At 56.9% G+C, this 20,850-nt stretch carries 19 protein-coding genes and 1 riboswitch; of the genes, 12 read left to right on the plus strand and 7 right to left on the minus strand.

Features of this window, described 5'->3' with window-relative positions:
• The first annotated feature begins 322 nt into the window (after window positions 1-322).
• Entirely contained in the window at window positions 323-1,912 is a 1,590-nt protein-coding gene (gene purH, locus N6P30_RS22130; protein ID WP_023294853.1) for a bifunctional phosphoribosylaminoimidazolecarboxamide formyltransferase/IMP cyclohydrolase, read from the plus strand.
• Window positions 1,913-1,927: 15 nt separating this feature from the next.
• Window positions 1,928-3,220 carry a phosphoribosylamine--glycine ligase gene (gene purD, locus N6P30_RS22135; RefSeq protein WP_021242966.1) on the plus strand — a complete coding sequence of 431 codons (1,293 nt, stop codon included), beginning with the start codon at window positions 1,928-1,930 and terminating at the stop codon, window positions 3,218-3,220.
• A 90-nt stretch (window positions 3,221-3,310) separates the two neighbouring features.
• Here the strand turns inward: purD and N6P30_RS22140 are convergent, their stop codons facing one another.
• The 6 genes from N6P30_RS22140 to nudC form a co-directional block, all read right to left on the minus strand.
• Window positions 3,311-4,003 carry a DUF1481 domain-containing protein gene (locus N6P30_RS22140; RefSeq protein WP_008503469.1) on the minus strand — a complete coding sequence of 231 codons (693 nt, stop codon included), beginning with the start codon at window positions 4,001-4,003 and terminating at the stop codon, window positions 3,311-3,313.
• 11 nt (window positions 4,004-4,014) lie between these two features.
• On the minus strand, window positions 4,015-4,287 hold the full coding sequence (gene hupA / locus N6P30_RS22145; protein ID WP_002445246.1) for a nucleoid-associated protein HU-alpha: 273 nt from the start codon (window positions 4,285-4,287) through the stop codon (window positions 4,015-4,017).
• A 186-nt stretch (window positions 4,288-4,473) separates the two neighbouring features.
• On the minus strand, window positions 4,474-5,064 hold the full coding sequence (locus N6P30_RS22150) for a YjaG family protein (RefSeq protein WP_008503468.1): 591 nt from the start codon (window positions 5,062-5,064) through the stop codon (window positions 4,474-4,476).
• Window positions 5,065-5,105: 41 nt separating this feature from the next.
• Window positions 5,106-5,777, minus strand: coding sequence for a deoxyribonuclease V (gene nfi / locus N6P30_RS22155; protein ID WP_021242964.1), 672 nt, complete (start codon window positions 5,775-5,777; stop codon window positions 5,106-5,108).
• A gap of 9 nt (window positions 5,778-5,786) precedes the next feature.
• Window positions 5,787-6,851, minus strand: coding sequence for a uroporphyrinogen decarboxylase (gene hemE / locus N6P30_RS22160; RefSeq protein ID WP_008503466.1), 1,065 nt, complete (start codon window positions 6,849-6,851; stop codon window positions 5,787-5,789).
• A gap of 38 nt (window positions 6,852-6,889) precedes the next feature.
• Window positions 6,890-7,663 carry an NAD(+) diphosphatase gene (nudC, locus tag N6P30_RS22165; protein ID WP_023294851.1) on the minus strand — a complete coding sequence of 258 codons (774 nt, stop codon included), beginning with the start codon at window positions 7,661-7,663 and terminating at the stop codon, window positions 6,890-6,892.
• A gap of 95 nt (window positions 7,664-7,758) precedes the next feature.
• Here nudC and N6P30_RS22170 point away from each other — a divergent pair, with 95 nt between their 5' ends.
• The 10 genes from N6P30_RS22170 (at window position 7,759) to N6P30_RS22215 (ending at window position 16,530) form a co-directional block, all read left to right on the plus strand.
• On the plus strand, window positions 7,759-8,244 hold the full coding sequence (locus N6P30_RS22170; protein ID WP_008503464.1) for an Rsd/AlgQ family anti-sigma factor: 486 nt from the start codon (window positions 7,759-7,761) through the stop codon (window positions 8,242-8,244).
• A gap of 54 nt (window positions 8,245-8,298) precedes the next feature.
• Window positions 8,299-8,407: riboswitch (TPP riboswitch) on the plus strand.
• Between the two features lie 80 nt (window positions 8,408-8,487).
• Window positions 8,488-10,383, plus strand: a complete 1,896-nt coding sequence (thiC, locus tag N6P30_RS22175) for a phosphomethylpyrimidine synthase ThiC (RefSeq protein ID WP_023294850.1) — start codon at window positions 8,488-8,490, stop codon at window positions 10,381-10,383.
• On the plus strand, window positions 10,383-11,018 hold the full coding sequence (thiE, locus tag N6P30_RS22180) for a thiamine phosphate synthase (RefSeq protein ID WP_021242961.1): 636 nt from the start codon (window positions 10,383-10,385) through the stop codon (window positions 11,016-11,018). The genes thiC and thiE overlap by 1 nt, the downstream gene beginning before the upstream one ends.
• The gene (locus N6P30_RS22185; RefSeq protein WP_008503461.1) at window positions 11,011-11,766 is read left to right on the plus strand and encodes a HesA/MoeB/ThiF family protein; all 756 of its coding nucleotides are present in this window, start codon (window positions 11,011-11,013) and stop codon (window positions 11,764-11,766) included. The genes thiE and N6P30_RS22185 overlap by 8 nt, the downstream gene beginning before the upstream one ends.
• Window positions 11,750-11,950 carry a sulfur carrier protein ThiS gene (gene thiS, locus N6P30_RS22190; protein WP_021242959.1) on the plus strand — a complete coding sequence of 67 codons (201 nt, stop codon included), beginning with the start codon at window positions 11,750-11,752 and terminating at the stop codon, window positions 11,948-11,950. The genes N6P30_RS22185 and thiS overlap by 17 nt, the downstream gene beginning before the upstream one ends.
• Window position 11,951: 1 nt before the next feature.
• Complete coding sequence (gene thiG, locus N6P30_RS22195; RefSeq protein WP_023294849.1) at window positions 11,952-12,722, plus strand: thiazole synthase; 771 nt, start codon at window positions 11,952-11,954, stop codon at window positions 12,720-12,722.
• Window positions 12,719-13,846: a 2-iminoacetate synthase ThiH gene (thiH, locus tag N6P30_RS22200; protein WP_023294848.1), complete on the plus strand. Its 1,128-nt coding sequence runs from the start codon at window positions 12,719-12,721 to the stop codon at window positions 13,844-13,846. Before thiG ends, thiH begins: the two co-directional genes overlap by 4 nt.
• 336 nt (window positions 13,847-14,182) lie before the next feature.
• Window positions 14,183-15,724 carry a sensor domain-containing diguanylate cyclase gene (locus N6P30_RS22205; RefSeq protein WP_023294847.1) on the plus strand — a complete coding sequence of 514 codons (1,542 nt, stop codon included), beginning with the start codon at window positions 14,183-14,185 and terminating at the stop codon, window positions 15,722-15,724.
• Between the two features lie 180 nt (window positions 15,725-15,904).
• Window positions 15,905-16,213, plus strand: coding sequence for a PTS sugar transporter subunit IIB (locus N6P30_RS22210; protein WP_008503456.1), 309 nt, complete (start codon window positions 15,905-15,907; stop codon window positions 16,211-16,213).
• Entirely contained in the window at window positions 16,213-16,530 is a 318-nt protein-coding gene (locus N6P30_RS22215; protein ID WP_008503455.1) for a PTS lactose/cellobiose transporter subunit IIA, read from the plus strand. Before N6P30_RS22210 ends, N6P30_RS22215 begins: the two co-directional genes overlap by 1 nt.
• A gap of 57 nt (window positions 16,531-16,587) precedes the next feature.
• On the opposite strand, the gene rpoC is transcribed toward N6P30_RS22215, so the two are convergent.
• Window positions 16,588-20,811: a DNA-directed RNA polymerase subunit beta' gene (gene rpoC / locus N6P30_RS22220; protein WP_008503454.1), complete on the minus strand. Its 4,224-nt coding sequence runs from the start codon at window positions 20,809-20,811 to the stop codon at window positions 16,588-16,590.
• Between the last annotated feature and the right edge of the window lie 39 nt (window positions 20,812-20,850).

Here is a 20,850-nt window from a genome sequence, read left to right on the forward strand (position 1 = left end):
TCGACCGGGCTGTTTTTTGAAGTGATTCACATCCGCCGTGTCGATGGAGGCGCATTATAGGGAGTTCTCCGCAGGCCGCAACCGCTAAATGACAGAAAAATGACTGACTGCTGCATTCCACAGCAAAACCCCGCCTTATACCTTTTTACACACAGACTTATCCACAATGATACGAAAAAGTGAAAATGTGCGAGCGTTGCGCAAACGTTTTCGTTAAAATGCTCGCGCTTTACAAGGATGCCTCGTCAGGTGTGTTAGATGAGTTTTTCACAGGAAAATTCATCTAACGCTCTCTGTAATCGTGAAATCCAGGGGATTTACCATGCAACAACGTCGTCCAGTCCGCCGCGCTCTGCTCAGTGTTTCTGATAAAGCCGGTATCGTCGAATTCGCTCAGGCACTTTCTGCACGCGGTGTAGAGCTGCTTTCCACAGGTGGAACCGCTCGCCTGTTAGCAGATAAAGGTCTGCCGGTAACCGAAGTGTCCGATTACACCGGTTTCCCGGAAATGATGGATGGACGCGTCAAAACCCTGCACCCGAAAGTCCACGGCGGCATTCTGGGCCGTCGCGGTCAGGACGACGCCATTATGGAACAGCACGACATCGCGCCAATTGATATGGTTGTCGTTAACCTCTACCCGTTCGCCCAGACCGTGGCGCGTGAAGGCTGCTCTCTGGAAGATGCCGTAGAGAATATTGATATCGGCGGCCCGACCATGGTGCGCTCCGCGGCCAAGAACCATAAAGATGTCGCCATCGTGGTAAAGAGCAGCGATTACACCGCCATTATTAATGAGATGGACGCCAACGATGGGTCGCTGACCCTGGAAACGCGTTTCGACCTCGCCATCAAAGCCTTCGAGCACACCGCCGCGTACGACAGCATGATCGCCAACTACTTCGGTAGCCTGGTGCCGGCTTACCACGGTGAAAGCAAAGATCCTTCAGGCCGCTTCCCGCGCACGCTGAATCTGAACTTCATTAAGAAGCAGGATATGCGTTACGGTGAGAACAGCCACCAGCAGGCGGCCTTCTATATAGAAGAAGAGGTAAAAGAAGCTTCTGTCGCTACCGCACAGCAGGTTCAGGGCAAAGCGCTCTCCTATAACAACATTGCTGACACCGACGCCGCGCTGGAGTGTGTGAAAGAGTTCAGCGAGCCGGCCTGTGTTATCGTCAAGCATGCGAACCCATGTGGCGTGGCGGTAAGCACGTCGATTCTTGAAGCTTACGATCGCGCATACAAAACTGACCCGACCTCCGCGTTCGGCGGCATTATCGCCTTCAACCGCGAGCTGGATGCCGAAACCGCTCAGGCCATCATCTCCCGCCAGTTTGTTGAAGTGATCATCGCGCCATCGGCCTCCGAAGACGCGCTGAAAATCACCGCGGCAAAACAGAACGTGCGCGTACTGGTTTGCGGCCAGTGGGCGGAACGCGTGCCGGGCCTGGACTTCAAGCGCGTGAACGGCGGCCTGCTGGTTCAGGACCGCGATCTGGGTATGGTGACAGAATCCGACCTGCGCGTGGTGACCAAACGTCAGCCGACCGAACAGGAGCTGCGTGACGCGCTGTTCTGCTGGAAGGTGGCGAAGTTCGTCAAATCCAACGCCATCGTCTATGCCAAAGAGAACATGACTATCGGGATAGGCGCAGGCCAGATGAGCCGCGTTTACTCGGCGAAAATCGCGGGTATTAAAGCAGGCGATGAAGGCCTGGAAGTCAAAGGCTCCGCCATGGCCTCTGACGCCTTCTTCCCGTTCCGTGACGGTATCGACGCCGCAGCCGCTGTCGGCATCACCTGCGTGATCCAGCCTGGCGGTTCAATCCGCGACGACGAAGTGATTGCCGCTGCCGACGAACACGGCATTGCGATGATCTTCACCGACATGCGTCACTTCCGCCATTAATTCCCGGAGCAGAAAATGAAAGTATTAGTGATTGGTAACGGCGGACGCGAGCATGCGCTGGCGTGGAAAGCGGCCCAGTCTCCGCTGGTGAAAACGGTCTTCGTGGCACCGGGCAACGCCGGTACCGCACTGGAACCCGCGCTGCAGAACGTGGCTATCGGCGTGACCGACATTCCGGCGCTGTTAAGCTTTGCTCAGCAGGAGAAAATCGACCTGACCATCGTCGGCCCTGAAGCGCCGCTGGTGATTGGCGTGGTGGATGCGTTCCGCGCAGCGGGCCTGAACATCTTTGGCCCAACGGAAGGCGCCGCGCAGCTGGAAGGCTCCAAAGCCTTCACCAAAGATTTCCTCGCGCGTCATAACATCCCGACGGCGGAATATCAGAATTTCACTGAAGTGGAGCCTGCTCTGGCCTACTTACGTGAGAAGGGCGCGCCGATTGTTATCAAGGCCGACGGTCTGGCCGCGGGTAAAGGCGTGATCGTCGCGATGACGCTCGAAGAAGCCGAAGCCGCGGTTCAGGATATGCTGGCAGGTAACGCCTTTGGCGATGCGGGCCACCGCATCGTGATTGAAGAGTTCCTCGACGGTGAAGAGGCGAGCTTTATCGTCATGGTCGACGGCGAGCACGTTCTGCCGATGGCCACCAGCCAGGATCACAAGCGTGTGGGCAATGGCGACACGGGGCCTAATACCGGCGGGATGGGCGCTTACTCCCCTGCGCCGGTCGTCACTGACGACGTCCACCAGCGCACCATGGATCGCATCATCTGGCCTACCGTGAAGGGAATGGCGGCAGAAGGCAATACCTACACCGGTTTCCTTTATGCAGGCCTGATGATCGACAAGCAGGGTAACCCTAAGGTCATCGAATTCAACTGCCGCTTTGGCGATCCAGAAACCCAGCCCATCATGCTGCGCATGAAATCCGATCTGGTGGAGCTGTGCCTGGCTGCCTGCGATGGCAAGCTGGACGAGAAAACCTCCGAGTGGGACGAGCGTGCGTCTCTCGGCGTGGTGATTGCTGCGGGGGGTTATCCGGGCAACTACAGCACCGGTGATGAGATCCACGGTCTGCCGCTGGAAGAGATTGACGGTGCGAAAGTGTTCCACGCCGGTACGAAGCTGGCTGAGGACGATCGCGTTCTGACCAACGGCGGACGCGTGCTGTGTGCGACCGCGCTGGGCCATACCGTGGCAGAAGCACAGAAGCGCGCCTATGCGCTGATGGCGGATATTCACTGGAACGGTAGCTTTAGCCGTCAGGATATCGGCTATCGCGCGATTGCGCGTGAGCAGGGGGAGTAATTCCTCCTCGCCCTCACTCTCTCCCACAGGGAGAGGGAATCGTTCGTAGGCCGGATAAGCGTTAGCGCCATCCGGCTTAATCCACAGAACTCAAAAACTCTTCTCTGTCGGCTGCCAGGTGCAGAAATCTTCGTTCGCCACCAATAGCAATTGAGAGCCTTCCGGCGCTTCCAGCCACGCCACGCTCACGTCCATTGATGAATGACGCTGACGGCGTTGAATGTGTTCGGTTGCCCAGGATTCAAGCTCAGGCTTCACCGTTTGCCCTTCGCAGGTGGTTACCGTTCCATCGTTATGCCAGCGCCCCTGGCGCAGCACAACGCGTCCCAGACGAAGCGCATCGCTGGTCTGGCGGATTTGTTCGGCACGGTAACGGTAGAGGGCGATTTGGTCGCTGGAAAGCTGCTGTTTTTGACCGCTGACTTCACGCTGCATAAAGCTCAGCTCGCCATGGTCGTCAAAACGCACTTTCACGTGTTCGGGGGTCTTGCTGTAGACGTTCAGCTCAATCAGCGAGAGGTCATCTCCCTGCCAGCGATATTCTGCCGTCGACGTATTTCCGCTATGCCACGGGCTGAAGGCAGATAACAGATGAACTTCATTGCCGGAATCTTTACGCCAGATCCTGACCGCGCCCTGGTTGTCAGCATAGCCGCTGGCGGTAAACGGCGGCAGAGTGGTGTCGTGACTACAGGCTGACAGCAGCAGCACGCCTGCCAGCGCGAGCGTTCCGCGCCAGAAAGACAAAAGGGGCGTTGCCGCCCCTTCGCTAAAACTGTTCACTGCCACGCGTCTTACTTAACAGCGTCTTTCAGTGCTTTACCAGAAACAAATGCCGGCACGTTAGCTGCGGCGATTTTGATTTCTTTACCGGTCTGCGGGTTGCGGCCAGTACGCTCAGCGCGGTGGTTCACTTTGAAGGTACCGAAACCAACCAGTTGTACAGCATCGCCTTCTTTCAGAGACTCAGTAATAGCAGCCAGGGTAGATTCCAGAGCAGCTTTAGCCTGCACTTTAGACAGATCAGCCTTGTCCGCAATTACATCAATCAGTTGAGTCTTGTTCATAAGTTATCCTTTCAATGTGTTTATCGCTTGCTAAGCATCGAGTGCGACGAAAATGCCAAAAAAGCACTCTCCTGCATACACGCACCGATAGCCACTTTTTTTCGCCCCCCAAATGTAGACCAGACAAGGGTCGAAAGGGAAGAGTCGAGGAGCGACAAAACGGGCGTTATCTCAAGTTTTCTTATCTCATTGGTTAAAAATTATACCAATATTACTCTCACCGGCCTCACGTAAGTCCGCGCGCAACCCTTTTATCAGCTCAATGTCGCGTTCTTCACACTCTGCCAGCAGGCGGAAAATCTCCCACTGGATATCCCATTCTTGCTCAACGGCCGGGTTCGCACGCAGCTCTTCGTCGGTCATCTCGCGACCTTCCTGGGTCATTTCCAGCATCGCCACGGTGGTGATAGAGGCTTTACTGACTTCGATAGCGTGCTCCAGCGTCTCACCGCTCAGGCGGGAGTGGAGCAATTCGCTTAACGCCACACAGGCATCAATTGCCGGGTAGACACCGTACAGGTCAAAATCATCCGCCACCGGGATCGCCTCTTCCAGCTTTTCGAGCTGAGAGTCGAAATTCACCTTCGCGTCTTTCACCGTCAGCGTTTCCCAGATCAGATCCAGAATGCGGCGGTAGATATGGCCATCACCAAAGCCGGTCTGCTTGCAGAACGCGGCATAGTTGGGATACATGCGCTCGCACAGGCAAGCCATGAAGGTGACGTGCTGCCAGCTTTCCAGCTTTTCAAGGCGCAGGTGAATCGGGTTTTGTAGCATGATGATCTCTCGAATCGAAAATTAGGCGCAGTTTACCTGAATCATCGCTGAATTTCCTGCCAACGAACAAAAGCCGGACGCGAGGAGGCCACCGCGTCAGCCCAGCGCGTTGGCTCCGGTAAGCGGTAGCCCTTCATGCAGCGCTGTACCCACGCCAGGGCGCTGTCCATACTCACCCGATGGCCGGTGGCGATGAACAGCGGATTACAGCGTGCCTTGCTGCGCCAGACCCACGCCAGCTGCTCGCCTTTATGGATAAGCGGCGCCAGCGCACCCGGCTCGGCTGAAAGAGGTTCAAAGGCGCCGCAGAGGCGTTTCTTGGCGACGCCGATGGTCGGCACATCCACCAGCAGCCCAAAGTGGCTGGCAACGCCTAAACGGCGCGGGTGTGAGATACCGTGCCCATCGACAAAAAGCAGGTCAGGTTTTTGCGAAAGCTGCTCCCACGCAGCCAGCAGCGCGGGATATTCGCGGAAGGAGAGAAAGCCCGGAATGTACGGCATGGTGGTGGCAATACGCGCGACCTTGTACTCCACCAGCTCGAGCGAAGGGTATTTCAGGACCACCATCGCCGCTCGCGTCACGTCCCCACCCTGCTCAAACCCGACGTCGGCTCCGCCAATGTACTGCGGAGGATCCTTATCCAGACGATCCTCGCGGATCACCGATGAGGCCAGTTCGATTTGTTGAGCGCGTAGCGACGCGAGATCCATAACGACTCCTTACTTGTGATACTGGGCAGAAAGCCGATGCACCGCCTCCACAAATACGCCTGCGTGCTCTGGCGGCACATCCTGATGAATACCGTGGCCGAGGTTAAAGACGTGGCCTTCCCCCTGGCCGAAACCAGACAGTATAGTCGACACTTCTTCTTCAATGCGGGCAGGCGGCGCATAGAGCATGGACGGGTCCATATTGCCCTGAAGCGCTACTTTGTCGCCCACGCGGCGGCGGGCATCAGCGATATCGGTAGTCCAGTCGAGACCCAGGGCGTCACAGCCGGTTGCCGCCATGGCTTCCAGCCACTGACCGCCACCTTTGGTGAACAGCGTGACCGGCACGCGGCGGCCTTCGTTTTCGCGCAGCAGGCCGTCAACGATTTTATGCATGTAATACAGGGAGAACTGTTGATAATCACGCCCGGTCAGCACGCCGCCCCAGGTATCGAAAATCATCACCGACTGCGCACCGGCTTTAATCTGCGCGTTGAGGTAGAGCGTGACGCTCTTCGCGAGCTTGTCGAGCAGCGCATGCAGAGCCAGCGGCTCGGCGTACATCATCTTTTTGATCAGGGTGAAGGCTTTGCTGCTGCCCCCTTCCACCATATAGGTCGCCAGCGTCCACGGGCTGCCGGAGAAGCCAATCAGCGGCACTTCACCTTTCAGCTCGCGGCGAATGGTGCGCACGGCGTTCATCACGTAGCCCAGCTCGCCTTCCGGATCGGGGATCGGCAGTTTGTCCACGTCGGCTTTGCTTCTGATCGGAGAGGTAAAACGCGGGCCTTCACCGGTTTCGAAGTACAGGCCAAGGCCCATCGCATCCGGAATGGTCAGAATATCCGAGAAGAGGATCGCCGCATCCAGCGGGAAGCGGCGCAGCGGCTGGAGCGTCACTTCACAGGCCAGCTCGGCGTTTTTGCACAGCGACATAAAATCGCCCGCCTGCGCGCGCGTGGCTTTGTACTCTGGCAGATAGCGTCCCGCCTGGCGCATCATCCACACCGGGGTGACATCAACGGGCTGGCGCAGCAGCGCACGCAGATAACGATCGTTCTTCAGTTCGGTCATTTTTGCAGTTCCTTAAGCGTCATGGCCTCAGTGTAACACTACTCATACTCGGCCCGACACATCGCTACGGTATCTTCTATGAGCCGACGCGCCACGGTGCCCGGTGGGGGAAGCAGCGGTAGATCGTCATACCGATACCAGTTCGCATCCAGCAGCTCTTTCTGATCGATAACGATCTCGCCGCTGTCATAGTCGGCCATAAAGGCCGTCATCAGCGACTGCGGGAACGGCCACGGCTGGGAGGTGACGTAGCGCAGGTTCTTCACTTTGATTCCGCTCTCTTCCATCACCTCGCGCGCCACTGCCTGCTCCAGCGTTTCGCCCACTTCGACGAACCCGGCCAGCACGGTATGAATGCCGTTGCGATGGCGGGTATGCTGTGCAAGCAAAATAGAGTCATCCCGACGGATAGCGACGATAATGCACGGCGCAATTTGTGGGTAATAACGTTCGCGGCAGTGGCTGCAGAGCATCGCCCACTCGGTTTTACTCGGGTGCATGGTATGGCCGCAATAGCCGCAGTATTTGTGCGAACGGTAAAACTCCGCCAGCTGCACGCCCCGCCCCGCCAGCTGGAACAGGCCTACGTCCAGATCCAACACCTGGCGAACGGATCCCATATCCAGACGACGCGATTGTTGGATCAACCACACGGGTTCACCCTGCCACTCGCCGATCTTCAGCGCAGGCTGGCCCACGAGATCGAACGTTTCCGCCGCACCGTAGGGCAGCTCTCCACCGGGCAACCATAATTTTTGTTCGTGACTGACGATCCACCAACCCAGATCTGATTTTTCAATAATACGATCCATATCTATTGCACTACCTTCGCTTCACTGACATGTTGTTAGCATTGTGGTTACATTCTGGATGAGCAGATTCAATCCTACACTTTGCGGAGTCGACCATGTTAAACCAGCTAGAAAGCCTGACTGAGCGCGTTAGAGGAAGTAACAAACTGGTGGATCGCTGGCTACATGTGCGCAAGCATCTACTCGTGGCTTATTACAATCTGGTCGGTCTTAAGCCTGGCAAAGAATCGTTTATGCGGCTGAATGAAAAAGCGCTGGATGATTTTTGTCAGAGCCTGGTCGACTATCTGTCCGACGGCCATTTCAATATTTATGAACGCATTATCCGCGAAATGGAAGGGACAACGCCGTATTTAGCGGCCAGCAAGCTTTGTCCGCTGCTGGAAGCCAACACCCAGCAGATCATGGATTACTACGATTCCACGCTTGAGAACGCCATCGATCACGATAACTATCTTGAGTTCCAGCAGGCGCTTTCCGACCTTGGCGAAGCGCTGGAAGAGCGATTCACGCTGGAAGATAAGCTGATTAGCCTCGTCCTGGACGCCAGCCCCGAAGATAACATCGCGCGCCCGGCTTGAGTTCTTAATCGTTAACGAGTAATTTACAACCATTCGCCCCTCTCACGAGGGGGATTTTTCTTGTCGGAGTGCCCAGAGCGAAAGCCGGGCTGAGACCGTTAATTCGGGATCCGCGGAACCTGATCAGGTTAATACCTGCGAAGGGAACAAGAGTCACACTGCTGTTGTATCGCCCCCCCGGGCGATCCTCTCTTGCTTCATCCGTCGTCTGACAAGCCATGTCCTTCACTTTTGGAATGAGCTATGTCTACTGCAAAACTGACCCGCCGCGAACAGCGTGCACAGGCCCAACACTTCATCGACACCCTGGAAGGCACCGCTTTCCCGAACTCGAAACGCATCTACATTTCCGGCTCGCAGGCCGATATCCGAGTCCCGATGCGTGAAATCCAGCTCAGCCCGACGCTTATCGGCGGCAGCAAAGAGAATCCGCAGTATGAAGACAACGAAGCCGTGCCGGTGTATGACACCTCCGGCCCGTACGGCGATCCTGATGTTGCTATTAACGTCCAGCAGGGTCTGGCAAAGCTGCGCCAGCCGTGGATAGAGGCGCGTAACGACTGCGAAGAACTGAGCGTACGCAGTTCTGCATACACCAAAGAACGCCTGGCCGACGACGGTCTGGACGCGCTGCGCTTTACCGGCCTGCTGACGCCAAAACGCGCCAGAGCGGGCAAATGCGTGACGCAGCTGCACTACGCCCGCCAGGGGATCGTCACGCCGGAGATGGAGTTCATCGCCATCCGCGAGAACATGGGCCGCGAGCGTATCCGCAGCGAAGTGCTGCGCTACCAGCACCCGGGCGAAGGCTTTGGCGCACGCCTGCCGGAGAACATCACGCCGGAATTTGTGCGTGACGAAGTGGCCGCAGGCCGCGCGATCATCCCCGCCAACATTAACCACCCGGAATCCGAGCCGATGATTATCGGCCGCAACTTCCTGGTGAAGGTCAACGCTAACATCGGTAACTCGGCCGTCACCTCCTCCATCGAAGAAGAGGTTGAAAAGCTTGTCTGGTCAACGCGCTGGGGCGCGGACACGGTAATGGATCTCTCCACCGGCCGCTATATTCACGAAACCCGCGAATGGATCCTGCGTAACAGCCCGGTTCCGATTGGCACCGTTCCGATTTATCAGGCGCTGGAGAAGGTCAACGGCATTGCCGAAGACCTGACCTGGGAAGCGTTCCGCGACACGCTGCTGGAGCAGGCCGAGCAGGGCGTCGACTACTTCACCATTCACGCGGGCGTGCTGCTGCGTTACGTGCCGATGACCGCGAAGCGTCTGACCGGCATCGTCTCGCGCGGCGGTTCGATCTTGGCGAAGTGGTGCCTCTCCCATCACCAGGAGAACTTCCTCTACGAGCACTTCCGCGAGATCTGCGAAATCTGCGCCGCCTATGACGTCTCCCTCTCGCTGGGCGACGGCCTGCGCCCGGGCTCCATCCGCGACGCCAACGACGAAGCGCAGTTTGCCGAGCTGCACACGCTGGGCGAACTGACCAAAATCGCCTGGGAGTATGACGTGCAGGTGATGATTGAAGGCCCGGGACACGTGCCGATGCAGATGATCCGCCGCAACATGACCGAAGAGCTGGAGCACTGCCACGAAGCGCCGTTCTACACGCTGGGGCCACTGACCACCGACATCGCGCCGGGCTATGACCACTTCACGTCAGGCATTGGCGCGGCGATGATCGGCTGGTTCGGCTGCGCCATGCTCTGCTACGTGACGCCGAAAGAGCACCTCGGCCTGCCTAACAAAGAGGACGTGAAGCAGGGGCTGATCACCTACAAAATTGCCGCCCACGCGGCGGATCTGGCCAAAGGCCACCCGGGCGCGCAAATCCGTGATAACGCCATGTCGAAGGCGCGCTTTGAATTCCGCTGGGAAGACCAGTTCAACCTGGCGCTGGATCCGTTCACCGCCCGCGCCTATCACGACGAAACCCTGCCGCAGGAATCGGGCAAAGTCGCGCACTTCTGCTCCATGTGTGGGCCGAAGTTCTGCTCGATGAAAATCAGCCAGGAGGTGCGCGACTACGCCGCCACGCAAACCATTGAAGTGGGTATGGCGGACATGTCCGAAACCTTCCGCGCCAAAGGCGGCGAAATCTACCTCAAAAAAGAGGAGGCGTAATGTACCAGCCCGATTTCCCACCCGTTCCCTACCGTTTAGGGCTCTATCCGGTGGTGGACAGCGTGGCGTGGATAGCGCGCCTGCTGGAGGCAGGCGTTCGCACCCTCCAGCTGCGCATCAAGGATAAACGCGATGAGGAGGTGGAAGCCGATGTGGTTGCCGCCATTGCTCTGGGGCGTCGGTATAACGCCCGCCTGTTTATCAATGACTACTGGCGGCTGGCCGTTAAGCACCGGGCGTACGGCGTGCATCTGGGTCAGGAGGACCTGGAAACAACGGATCTGAGCGCAATCCGTGACGCCGGGTTGCGTCTTGGTGTGTCAACACACGATGACATGGAGATCGACGTGGCCCTGGCGGCCCGTCCCTCTTACATCGCGCTCGGTCACGTCTTCCCGACGCAAACCAAGCAGATGCCCTCCGCTCCGCAGGGTCTGACGCAACTGGCGGGTCACGTTAAACGCCTTGCCGACTACCCCACCGTCGCCATCGGCGGAATCAGCCTGGAACGCGCCCCGGCAGTGCTGGAGACCGGCGTGGGCAGCATCGCCGTCGTCAGCGCCATCACCCAGGCCGCAGACTGGCAGGCCGCCACCGAACAGCTGTTACAGCTGGCAGGAGCAGGCGATGAATGATCGCGACTTTATGCGCTACAGCCGTCAGATTCTGCTGGAAGATATCGCCATCGACGGGCAGCAAAAACTGCTCGCCAGCCGGGTGCTGATTGTTGGCCTGGGGGGATTAGGTGCACCCGCCGCGCTCTATCTGGCAGGCGCGGGCATCGGCACGCTGGTGCTGGCCGACGACGACGAGGTCCACCTCAGCAACCTGCAGCGACAAATCCTCTTTACCACCGAGGATATCAACCAGCCGAAAGCGCAGATCACCCGGCAGCGGCTGCATCAGCTTAACCCGGATATCGAACTGATTGCCCTACAGGAGCGGCTTGGCGGTGAAAGCCTGCACCGTGAAGTCGCCCTTGCCGACGTGGTGCTGGACTGTACCGACAACATGGCGACGCGCCAGGCGATCAACGCCGCCTGCGTGGCAAATCACACGCCGCTTATCACCGCCAGCGCGGTGGGGTTCGGCGGGCAAATGATGGTTCTGACGCCACCGTGGACGCAGGGCTGCTATCGCTGCCTGTGGCCGGACGATGCCGAGCCGACGCGCAACTGCCGTACGGCGGGCATTCTGGGTCCGGTGGTCGGCGTGATGGGCACGATGCAGGCGCTGGAGGCCATCAAGCTGCTCAGCGGCATGGAGACGGAACGCAATACGCTGCGGCTGTTTGATGCCCGCTCCAGCGGCTGGCGTCATCTGGCGCTGCATCGCGCCAGCCACTGCCCGGTGTGCGGAGGCCGCGATGCGCATTCTGTTTAACGATGAGCCGATGAGCTGCGACGACGGGCTCACCGTTGCCGCACTGCTCGACAAGCTGCGTCAGCTCAAGCCGGGAACGGCGCTGGCGCTCAATCAACAGATCCTGCCGCGCGAGCAGTGGGAACATCAGCAGGTCAATGAAGGCGACCAGATCCTGCTGTTTCAGGTTATCGCAGGGGGCTGAGATGTTACGTATTGCCGATAAGGATTTTGATTCGCATCTGTTTACCGGAACCGGAAAATTCGCCTCGCCGCAGCTGATGGTGGAGGCCATTCGCGAAAGCGGCAGCCAGCTGGTGACGCTGGCGCTTAAGCGCGTGGATCTGCGCCATCACAGCGATGCCATTCTGGCTCCGTTGCTGGAAGCGGGCGTCACGCTGTTGCCCAACACCTCCGGCGCCAAAACGGCAGAAGAGGCGATTTTTGCCGCACAACTGGCACGGGAGGCGCTCGGCACCCGCTGGTTGAAGCTGGAAATCCATCCGGATGCCCGCTGGCTGCTGCCCGATCCGATTGAAACGCTGAAAGCGGCTGAAAAGCTGGTGCAGCAAGGGTTTACCGTCCTGCCTTACTGCGGAGCCGACCCTGTCCTGTGCAAACGGCTGGAAGAGGTCGGCTGCGCCGCCGTCATGCCGCTGGGGGCCCCCATTGGCTCTAACCAGGGGCTGGAGACCCGCGCGATGCTGGAAATCATTATTGAACAGGCCACCGTACCGGTGGTGGTGGATGCGGGCATTGGCGTGCCCAGCCATGCCGCGCAGGCGCTGGAGATGGGCGCCGACGCGGTGCTGGTGAATACGGCTATCGCGGTTGCCGACGATCCGGTCATGATGGCGCGTGCATTCCGCCTGGCCGTGGAGGCCGGCCTGCTGGCAAAAGGATCCGGCCCCGGCTCGCGCAGTTTCCAGGCGCAGGCCACCAGCCCGCTGACCGGTTTTCTGGAGGCGATCTCATGAGCACGTTTACCGAGCGCTGGCGCCAGCTTAACTGGGACGACATTGCCCTGCGTATCAACAGCAAAACGGCGGCTGACGTGGAGCGCGCGCTGCAGGCCCGTCATCTGACCCGCGAGGATCTGATGGCCCTGCTCTCCCCGGCGGCCAGCGCCTACCTCGAACCGATGGCCCAGCGAGCGCAGCGGCTTACCCGCCAGCGGTTTGGCAACACGGTGAGCTTCTACGTGCCGCTCTATCTCTCCAACCTGTGCGCCAATGACTGCACCTACTGCGGTTTCTCCATGAGCAACCGCATCAAGCGTAAAACGCTCGATGAGGCTGAGATTGCCCGTGAGTGTGCGGCCATCCGTGAAATGGGCTTTGAACATCTTTTGCTGGTCACGGGCGAACATCAGGGGAAAGTGGGAATGGACTATTTCCGTCGGCACCTTCCCGCCATTCGTCGTCAGTTTGCGTCGTTGCAGATGGAAGTGCAGCCTCTGTCGCAGGAGGAGTACGCGGAGCTCAAAACGCTCGGGCTGGACGGCGTCATGGTCTATCAGGAAACCTACCACGAGGCGACGTACGCCCGACACCACCTGAAGGGCAAGAAACAGGATTTCTTCTTCCGCCTGGAAACGCCGGACAGGCTGGGTCGCGCCGGTATCGACAAAATCGGTCTGGGTGCGCTGATCGGGCTCTCCGACAGCTGGCGGGTGGATTGTTACATGGTGGCGGAACATCTGCTGTGGTTGCAGCAGCACTACTGGCAGAGCCGATACTCCATCTCCTTCCCGCGCCTGCGTCCCTGCGCGGGAGGAATTGAACCGGCTTCGCTGATGGATGAACGCCAGCTGGTGCAGACCATTTGCGCGTTTCGCCTGCTCGCTCCGGAAGTGGAATTATCGCTCTCAACGCGCGAGTCTCCGGCATTTCGCGATCGCGTCATCCCGATTGCGATTAACAACGTCAGCGCGTTTTCCAAAACGCAGCCTGGCGGCTACGCCGACGACCATCCGGAACTGGAACAATTTGCACCCCATGACGGACGACGCCCGGAAGCGGTCGCCGCCGCCCTGACGGCGCAGGGTCTTCAGCCCGTCTGGAAAGACTGGGACAGCTGGCTGGGAAGAGCCTCGCAGTGACGTTGAAACGCACTGCAACACGTTAAAAAATTGTCGAGCCGCGACGAAAAGGCAAAACCGGAAGATTGTCAGCGATCGTCCGGTTTTTTATTGTCACACGGTCAGCAACGGATGCTGACCAGGGCGAAAAGCTTCTTCCTCGTTTCGCCCTGCCTCTGGTTCATTGCACAAACGGCTCATGCCATTTTAATAAGTATTTTCTTAATGGTTCTTAAGATAAATCATCCTGTCAAAAATCGCGTGCCGTATAATTCACCGCTAACCGCAGGACAGCGACTATGCTGAGAGGATATCGGCAGACGAAAAGTATTCACCATCAGGAACGATGTACAGCTCATGGCACTTCACAGCAAAAAGCTCTCTTTTACCCGGCCCATTATGCTCAGCTTTGCGGGGATCCTCTGCAGTTTTGCGGTGATCGCGATCGCGGTGACGCTTTCGCAACGAAAGGATTTTCTTGAGGATTATCATAAGATCAATAGCAACTTCACGCACAACCTGGCGGTGAACTACACCGAATCTATCCTGCGTGAAAACGACTATATTCTGGGCCGTTCCGCGATGTACTTTGCGCGTGACGACAGGCTAAACGAGACGCTAAACCTTAACCCGACGCAGGGGCTGCAGATGGTCATGCATTTGCAGAACCTGATGCCGACCGTCTCCTCCATTTCGCTTGCCGATACGCAGGGGCATTATCTGCGCGCACCGGAGGTGCTCCCCACGGAGAAGAGTAAAACCTTCGATCCCCGAACGCGGCCGTGGTTTGTCGCTCAGGCGGAAGCCAGCATCTTCAGCCACTATACCCGTCCCTACATGGACTACTTCACCGGCCATCCGACGGTGACACTTTATAAGCCGTTGATCTCGCCGGAAGGCAGACTGAAGGGAACGATCGCCTTTCATCTTGATTTGACGTCAATGGGCTATACCCTGCGTCAGATGGTGGCACCCGTTCAGGGGGAATTCTTCGTCGTCGAACGCGACGGTGCTGTGGTGCTGCATCCGGATACCGGCGCGCTCTTCAAGCAGTACGTGAGCGAAGCGCTGATGGACAAAATGACCAGCGGTGAAGGCCATCTTTACGACAAGAAAAGCAACGCCTGGTATTACTATTACTCGTTTACCAACCCGGACTGGTTTGTCATCTATCGGGTATCCGGTGCGACGCTCACCGATATCACCCGCCACGAAACGACGATCGTTGGCTGGGGGTTTGCGCTGGCGGCCATCATCATCATCCTTTTCGGCTTATACCTCCGCCACGCCTCGCGTAGCGTGCTGATGCACATTATCAATGCCATCAAAACCGGCGATGTTAACGAGGCGCCGCGCCTGGAAGCGATGTTGAGCCACACGATTCAGTCCAATAAAGAGCGCGAAATGGCGTATGTGCGCCAGGCCACCCACGATGCGCTGACGGGCTGTAAAAACCGCCGCGCGTTCGACAGCGATATCGCAGAGCTGCTGAATGCCCAGCAACCCTTCGCGATGGCGCTGGTGGATATTGATAACTTTAAGTCAATTAACGACACGCTGGGTCACCTGACCGGTGATATCGTTCTGCGCAACGTGGCTCGTGAAGGGATCCAGATTATGCAGCCACATCACGTCTCGGTTTACCGTTATGGCGGAGAAGAGTTCGCCGTAATCTTCCAGGCGGAGCAGATGTCTTCCGCGCTCTCATTACTGGAAGCGTGGCGTACCGCCGTTGAAAAACGCCTCTGGCGGGAAGAAAACCTGCGGGTTACGTTCAGCGGCGGTCTTGGGGAGTGGCATTTTGAACCGCTGGAACAATTTGTCGGAAGCGTTGATAACGCCCTCTACAGCGCCAAACAGCAGGGAAAAAATCGAATCGTTCGCACATCCATCAGCTAATCCTCTCGCTTTCACCCTGCCCGTTTCGACGGTCAGGGTACCCGCCAATGTAAAATTGTAACCGGTTTCAGAAAAACGCCTGTTTCTTTGTGATGCCTGACACACAATCGCGGTAAAGCGGTTGTTGAAGCGGTCTGCACGGGATAATTATCAATAAACACATGTAGATCGAGGCTGATTATGAAGAACATCGTTTTATGCTGTGCAGCGGGAATGTCAACCAGCATGCTGGTTCAACGTATGAAAGACGCCGCGCAGAAAAAAGGGGTTGAAGTCACCATTAAAGCCGTTCCGGTTGCGGAGTTTAAAGACAATATCGCAACGGCCGACATCGTATTGCTGGGGCCACAGGTTAAATACGAGCAGGCTAAATTACAGGCGCAGGCCGACCCGCTGGGCAAAAAGGTCGCGGTGATCGACATGATGGATTACGGCATGATGAAAGGTGATGCCGTACTGGATAAAGCGCTCAAACTTCTGGAGTCATAATGGAAGACTTAGAAACCACGATTATGGAACTGCTTGTTAACGCAGGCGCGGCGCGCAGTGCGGCCCTGACGGCATTGCAGATGGCGCGTAAAGGTGAGTTTGACGAAGCCGAAAAAGCGATGGAAGAGTCGCGGGAATATGTGAAGCATGCGCACACCATACAGACACAGCTTATCGGTCTTGATGAAGGGACCGGGAAGCTTCCGGTTAACCTGATCACCGTCCACTCGCAGGATCACCTGATGAACGCCATGGTCATACAGGACCTGGCGGGCGATATGATTGAGCTGTATCGACGGATCCCATTAGTAAACTGAAATTTTGCAGATATAAAAAAACCCGCCGAAGCGGGTTTTTTATTAGCGACTCAACGATTACTCGTTGTCGGAGCCACCCAGACCTGCGTTCAGCAGTTCTGCCAGGCTCGCGGATGCATCTTCAGCAGTAACCTGCGGTGCAGCTGGCAGTTCGCCTGCAGCACGACGACGCATACGATCCTGATGGTACGCATAACCGGTACCCGCCGGGATCAGACGACCCACGATAACGTTCTCTTTCAGACCGCGCAGTTCATCACGTTTACCTGCAACAGCGGCTTCGGTCAGGACACGAGTCGTTTCCTGGAACGATGCTGCAGAGATGAAGGACTCGGTTGCCAGAGACGCTTTGGTGATACCCAGCAGATCGCGCGAGAAGGTCGCACCGATTTTGCCGTTCGCTTCCAGTTCGCGGTTAGCGATCTTGACGCGTGAGTATTCCACCTGCTCGCCTTCGAGGAACTCGGAGCTGCCCGCGTTTTCGATGGTTGCTTTACGCAGCATCTGACGAACGATAACTTCGATGTGTTTATCGTTAATCTTAACGCCCTGCAGGCGGTATACGTCCTGTACTTCGTTAACGATGTAACGAGTAACAGCATGCACACCACGCAGACGCAGGATGTCGTGCGGCGCTTCTGGACCGTCGGAAACCACGTCACCACGTTCTACGCGTTCACCTTCGAACACGTTGAGCTGACGCCACTTAGGAATCATCTCTTCGTACGGTTCGCTGCCATCTACTGGAGTGATAACCAGACGGCGCTTACCTTTGGTCTCTTTACCGAAGGAGATGATACCGCTGATTTCAGCCAGAATTGCCGGCTCTTTCGGACGACGTGCTTCGAACAGGTCCGCAACGCGTGGCAGACCACCGGTGATGTCCTTGGTACCGCCGGATTCCTGAGGAATACGCGCCAGGGTGTCACCAGAGCTGATCTGTACGCCATCTTCCAGCTGTACAATCGCTTTACCCGGCAGGAAGTACTGCGCAGGCATATCGGTACCTGGGATCAGAACGTCATTACCCTGAGCATCAACGATTTTCAGTGCAGGACGCAGATCTTTACCACCGGTAGTACGTTCAGCAGAATCCAGAACCACCAGAGAAGACAGACCGGTCAGCTCGTCAGTCTGACGAGTAATGGTCTGGCCGTCGATCATGTCAGTGAAGCGGATGAAACCACTTACTTCGGTGATAACCGGCATGGTGTGTGGATCCCAGTTTGCAACGGTTTCACCGCCGGCAACCTGCTCGCCATCACCTTTCGCCATAACCGCACCGTAAGGCACTTTATAGCTCTCTTTGGTACGACCGAATTCGTCGATCAGCTTCAGCTCGGTGTTACGTGAAGTGATAACCAGTTTACCGCTGGAGTTCACAACCGATTTCGCGTTGCTGAGCTTGATGCTACCTTTGTTTTTCACCTGGATGCTGGATTCAGCAGCCGCACGAGATGCCGCACCACCGATGTGGAACGTACGCATCGTCAGCTGTGTACCCGGCTCACCGATGGACTGTGCCGCGATAACGCCGATGGCTTCACCTTTGTTGATGATGTGGCCACGCGCCAGGTCACGACCGTAGCAGTGCGCACATACACCAAAGTCGGTGTCACAGGATACAACGGAACGCACCTTCACGGAGTCAACAGAGTTCGCTTCCAGCAGGTCACACCACTGTTCGTGCAGCAGGGTGTTGCGTGGAACCAGAATGTCTGCGGTGCCCGGCTTCAGGATGTCTTCCGCGGTCACACGACCCAGTACGCGATCGCGCAGTGGCTCTTTAACATCACCACCCTCGATAACCGGGGTCATGGTGATACCTTCGAGGGTGCCACAATCGTCTTCGGTCACAACCAGATCCTGCGCAACGTCTACCAGACGACGCGTCAGATAACCGGAGTTCGCGGTTTTCAGTGCGGTATCCGCCAGACCTTTACGCGCACCGTGCGTGGAGATGAAGTACTGGAGTACGTTCAGACCTTCACGGAAGTTCGCGGTGATTGGCGTTTCGATGATGGAGCCATCTGGCTTCGCCATCAGACCACGCATACCTGCCAGCTGACGAATCTGTGCTGCAGAACCACGCGCACCGGAGTCGGCCATCATGTAGATGCTGTTGAAGGAAACCTGCTGCTCTTCTACGCCGTCACGGTTAATCACGGTTTCGGTCTGCAGGTTGTCCATCATCGCTTTGGATACACGATCGTTCGCCGCTGCCCAGATATCGATAACTTTGTTATAGCGTTCGCCCGCGGTAACCAGACCAGACTGGAACTGCTCCTGGATCTCAGCAACTTCAGCTTCCGCTTCAGAGATGATCTCGTGTTTCTTCTCTGGGATGACCATGTCATCGATACCAACAGATGCACCTGAACGCGCTGCATAAGCAAAGCCGGTGTACATAGTCTGGTCAGCGAAGATAACGGTCGGCTTCAGGCCCAGAATGCGGTAACAGGTGTTCAGCATTTTGGAGATCGCTTTCTTGCCCAGCGCCTGGTTGACGATGGAGAAAGGCAGACCTTTCGGTACGATCATCCACAGAATGGCACGGCCAACGGTCGTGTCTTTCAGGCTGGTTTTCGCAACGAATTCGCCGTTTGCATCTTTTTCGTATTCGGTGATACGCACTTTAACGCGCGCATGCAGAGAGGCCAGGCCAGCGCGATAAATACGCTCAGCTTCTTTCGGGCCAGTCAGCACCATGCCTTCGCCTTTGGCGTTAACACAGTCACGGGTCATGTAGTACAGACCCAGTACAACGTCCTGAGAAGGAACAATGATTGGCTCACCGTTCGCTGGAGACAGGATGTTGTTGGTAGACATCATTAGCGCACGCGCTTCGAGCTGGGCTTCCAGCGTCAGCGGTACGTGAACAGCCATCTGGTCACCATCGAAGTCGGCGTTATATGCCGCACAAACCAGCGGGTGCAGCTGGATAGCTTTACCTTCGATCAGGACTGGCTCAAATGCCTGGATACCCAGACGGTGCAGGGTTGGTGCACGGTTCAGCAGTACCGGGTGTTCGCGGATAACTTCGTCCAGGATATCCCAAACGACAGCTTCTTCACGCTCAACCATTTTCTTAGCGGCTTTGATGGTGGTGGCCAGGCCACGCAGTTCCAGCTTGCCGTAGATGAACGGTTTGAACAGCTCCAGTGCCATTTTCTTCGGCAGACCGCACTGATGCAGACGCAGGTATGGACCTACGGTGATTACAGAACGACCGGAGTAGTCAACACGCTTACCGAGCAGGTTCTGACGGAAACGACCCTGTTTACCTTTGATCATGTCGGCCAAAGATTTCAGAGGACGTTTGTTAGAACCGGTGATCGCACGACCGCGACGACCGTTATCCAGCAGGGCATCTACCGCTTCCTGCAGCATACGTTTTTCGTTGCGTACGATGATGTCCGGCGCAGCCAGATCCAGCAGACGTTTCAGACGGTTGTTACGGTTGATCACGCGACGATACAGATCGTTCAGATCGGACGTTGCGAAACGACCACCATCCAGCGGAACCAGTGGACGCAGATCTGGCGGCAGAACCGGCAGAACGGTCAGGATCATCCACTCTGGCTTGTTACCAGACTGAACGAACGCTTCCAGCAGTTTGATACGCTTGGTTAGTTTTTTACGCTTGGTTTCGGAGTTGGTTTCGTTCAGCTCTTCACGCAGCTGCTCGCACTCTTGCTCCAGATCCATGCTCTTCAGCAGGGCCTGAATAGCTTCCGCACCCATCTTCGCGTCGAATTCGTCACCGAACTCTTCCAGCGCGTCCAGATACTGCTCTTCAGTCAGGATCTGATGACGTTCCAGGTTCGTCATCCCGCCTTCGATAACCACATAAGATTCGAAGTACAGAACACGTTCGATATCACGCAGCGGCATATCCAGCAGCAGACCGATACGGGACGGCAGTGATTTCAGGAACCAGATGTGAGCAGTCGGAGACGCCAGCTCGATGTGGCCCATGCGCTCACGGCGCACTTTGGTCTGGGTCACTTCAACGCCGCACTTCTCACAGATCACACCGCGGTGTTTCAGGCGCTTGTACTTACCGCACAGGCACTCGTAATCTTTTACTGGCCCGAAAATACGCGCACAGAAAAGGCCGTCACGCTCAGGTTTGAACGTACGGTAGTTGATGGTTTCCGGCTTTTTAACTTCACCGAAAGACCATGAACGGATCATGTCTGGCGAAGCCAGAGCAATTTTGATCGCATCAAACTCTTCGGTTTTAGTCTGCGCTTTCAGAAACTTTAATAAATCTTTCACGGATTTGCTCCCGTCGGAGTTAGCACAATCCGGTGCCGG

Origin of the sequence: Enterobacter sp. PL1 (assembly GCF_945957325.1) — a bacterium.
GTDB classification, from domain to species: domain Bacteria; phylum Pseudomonadota; class Gammaproteobacteria; order Enterobacterales; family Enterobacteriaceae; genus Enterobacter; species Enterobacter roggenkampii.